Annotated in this window: 7 protein-coding genes; all 7 read right to left on the bottom strand. The window is 66.4% G+C overall.

Going from position 1 to position 2,854, the window contains the following annotated elements:
• A partial coding sequence (locus D471_RS39880) for a hypothetical protein (protein WP_152486535.1) occupies nucleotides 1-273 on the bottom strand: 273 nt, incomplete at its 3' end.
• On the bottom strand, nucleotides 270-524 hold the full coding sequence (locus D471_RS0131745; RefSeq protein WP_017602345.1) for a hypothetical protein: 255 nt from the start codon (nucleotides 522-524) through the stop codon (nucleotides 270-272). The genes D471_RS0131745 and D471_RS39880, both read right to left, overlap by 4 nt.
• The gene (locus D471_RS0131740) at nucleotides 521-715 is read right to left on the bottom strand and encodes a hypothetical protein (protein WP_017602344.1); all 195 of its coding nucleotides are present in this window, start codon (nucleotides 713-715) and stop codon (nucleotides 521-523) included. The genes D471_RS0131745 and D471_RS0131740 overlap by 4 nt, the downstream gene beginning before the upstream one ends.
• Nucleotides 712-1,374 (bottom strand): hypothetical protein, encoded by a 663-nt coding sequence (locus tag D471_RS0131735; RefSeq protein ID WP_152486534.1) that lies wholly within the window; start codon nucleotides 1,372-1,374, stop codon nucleotides 712-714. Before D471_RS0131735 ends, D471_RS0131740 begins: the two co-directional genes overlap by 4 nt.
• 8 nt (nucleotides 1,375-1,382) lie before the next feature.
• Nucleotides 1,383-2,084 (bottom strand): FkbM family methyltransferase, encoded by a 702-nt coding sequence (locus tag D471_RS0131730; protein WP_083924481.1) that lies wholly within the window; start codon nucleotides 2,082-2,084, stop codon nucleotides 1,383-1,385.
• Nucleotides 2,081-2,620 (bottom strand): hypothetical protein, encoded by a 540-nt coding sequence (locus D471_RS0131725; protein ID WP_017602341.1) that lies wholly within the window; start codon nucleotides 2,618-2,620, stop codon nucleotides 2,081-2,083. Before D471_RS0131725 ends, D471_RS0131730 begins: the two co-directional genes overlap by 4 nt.
• Nucleotides 2,617-2,854: hypothetical protein (locus tag D471_RS40635; RefSeq protein WP_040692248.1), on the bottom strand; the 238-nt coding region annotated here is incomplete at its 5' end. The genes D471_RS0131725 and D471_RS40635, both read right to left, overlap by 4 nt.

Raw genomic sequence — 2,854 nt, 5'->3', positions numbered from 1 at the left:
CTGCTGCCGGTAGCCCTTGTCCGCCAGGCCGTGGGACACCCCCACAGATTCACGATCGAGGCGCTGTGATCCTGGCATGTAGGCGCGCCGGTTGTTCGGGTAGACGTTCACCGCACCAGCGGCGGGTTGGCGGCCCACCGTGTACGCCACCCCCATGGAGTCCAGGGCGTCCCAGACGGGGCGAAAGTAGCGGTCTAGCTGCGATCCGGGGATCAGTTGTCCGCCCATCGGGGGGCCGTCTGTGCTGGTGTCGTTCAGGCAGAAATGGATCACCAATGCCCCTTAAAGGCGCGCTCACGCCGAATCTCAGTGGCACGTTTGCGCATCCGCGCCACGAACTCCTCAGATGCCGCCTCAAAACGTGCAGCCGTCTGGTCGATCACGTCCGGGTCACTGTCAAACCCAGTGTCAGCGTCAAGCCCGACCTCGCTTGTACCATCCGACAGCGTCAGCTCGCAGAAATCGCTGGGGTCCTCGGTGAGTCTGTAAGACAAGCCTTGCAGGTAGACGGTCGCATGCATCATCGGCCGCTCCAAGGGATTCGGACCAGTGGTTTCGCATGCGGAACCACGTCGATCATCACCTGGTCAGCCCGGCGCTGTCGCTCGCTGCGAGCCGCCGCGCGCACCTCGCGGCTATGCCCGCACAACTCGACCACCGCCAGCTGGTCGTCACCCATGCGCTTGATCAGTGTGTGCTCATCCTGCGTCATCATGTGTCGTCCTTCCAGTGCGGGATCCGCACCACACCCCGGTTCCACCTGTGGCTGAGCGCGGACGCGTTCGCGCCGATGAAGCTGTGCGCGTGCCGGGACGCCGCCGACGACCGCCCCTCGACCAGCGACGGCGAATGACGGTGATCCACCAGCGACGGCCACGGGTACCACACCTCCACCCCCTGCTGGCGAAGCCATTGGCCCATCCGGTAGTCGTAGTTCGCGACCTCAGGATGCTGGTCGCCCCATCGAATCAGCTCGGAGATCAGCTGTACCGGCATGACCACACCCACACCCCAGTAGATGGATGGCATCGCCAACCAGGACGGGCGACGAGAGCCCACATGGCGGCGGACCACGCTCCGGAAACGCTTCACGCGGCCCGCGTACAGGCACAGAGGGGTAGGTGTCCCGTGTGGGGCTGGGACGCGCGTGAGCGCCCTCTCAACGCCAGCAACAAGGTTGCGGCACACCACCGCGTCATCCTGGATGACCAGATGGTGGGTGGCGCCAGACTCGTAGGCGAGCATGGCTCGTCGCCCCGTATCCCATCGGTCGTTCTTCTGGTCCCACACCCCCTTGGCCGGACGATCCAGAGACGCCACCAACCCCGGGACGAACTTCTCCCGCTTGCGGTGCGCCATCACCGCCACCGACACCCGAGGCATCACCGGACACCCGCCACAGGATCCCACCGGCCCACTGGGGTCGGCGACGCCTTCGCGGAGAACCGTTGGGTCATCTGGTACCCCCAGGGTTCCAGTACTGCGGCGATCGCGTCGTGCTCGGCCTGCCCCCACTCCTCAGCGAAGATCACCGGTTTCTCGCGGCGGATCGTGGCCTCCGCGCCGCGGAGCATGTGCGGTTCCATGCCCTCGATGTCGATCTTGATCAGCGACACGTCGCGCAGGTTGTAGGAGTCCAGGGTGCGCACGGGGAGGTTGGCGCCGGATCCGGTCCACTGGCCGGCGGCCACGTCCGGTTCGCTGCTGGGGTTCGTGGCTTGTCCGGTCGGATCCAGGCGGCCCTTGCCCACATGGGTGGCCTGGCTGGTGTGGTCGCCCAGCGCATACGGCTCGACGCGCACCCGCTTACCCGCCCGGTTCAGCTTGACGTGCTCGGACAGCAGCTCGTGGTGCAGGGGTTCGAACGCCACCACCCGCATACCGCACACCTGCGAGAACCACAGAGTGTGGTTACCGATGTTCGCGCCGGCGTCCACCGCCACACCCGTGAAGTGCTGCTGGTAGATGTGCTCCAACAGAGGGCGCTCGTAGGGCACGCCGCGGCGCATGCACTTGGACACCTTCCCACCGGTGTCGCGTAGCCGTACCCGAGCCCCATGCGCGGTGATCTGCAATGTCCTCATGACGCGTTATGCCTTTCCTTCAGGGCAGCCAGCGCCGCATCGATGTCCCCCTCGGCCCACAGCAGACCCCACAGGCGCCGGAACCCGGGCACCGGGTCGTCGATGTCGATGACGCAGGTGGTGGTCTTGTGGGCCATGAACGCGTGGATGTTCGCGGTCACCGTGTCCACGTACCGGCGAGCCCCCAACAGACGACCCCGATCAGTCTTAGGGAGTTTGCCGCGAACGATCCCGGACGCGTAGGCAGGCATGATGCCCGCGCGGATATGGAACCGGCGCGCGTAGGAGGCCGCCACAGCATCGGGGTCACGGGCCAGATGCACGTACACGGCGTCGTCACCGAATCGGTCCTCCAACTCCCCCAGATGCCAGGCGAGCCGGTTGTCGACCTCTACGTGCTGGTCGGGGTAGTCCACCCGGCCCTGCATGCGTGACGCGCGGGTCTCGTGGCCTGCCGTGTAGTTGGTCATGTGGGTGCAAGCCGTGGCCACGGTCAGGCTGCCGCACCGTCCGGTGGACAGCACGAACGCTCTCACACCGCCTCCCGGTCCTCTGCGGCCTGTGAGGCGTCCATGACCAGGTCGCCGAGCTCGTGGCCGAGCAGCATTGCGCCCATCGTGACGCAGTGCCCACCGATCGGTCCGGGCACGTGCTCGAGGACGGGACGGACGAACTCCGGGTGACCAAGTGCCTGGTAGCCCTGGTTGTAGGTGGCGGCCATCTCGGTGTACACCACGTCGAAGTCCAGGCCGGTGCGGGCACACCACGCG

Origin of the sequence: Nocardiopsis lucentensis DSM 44048 (genome assembly GCF_000341125.1) — a bacterium.
In the GTDB taxonomy this organism is placed as follows: domain Bacteria; phylum Actinomycetota; class Actinomycetes; order Streptosporangiales; family Streptosporangiaceae; genus Nocardiopsis; species Nocardiopsis lucentensis.
Note: the sequence above shows the minus strand (reverse complement) of the source record. Positions and strands in the feature narration are given on the sequence as shown.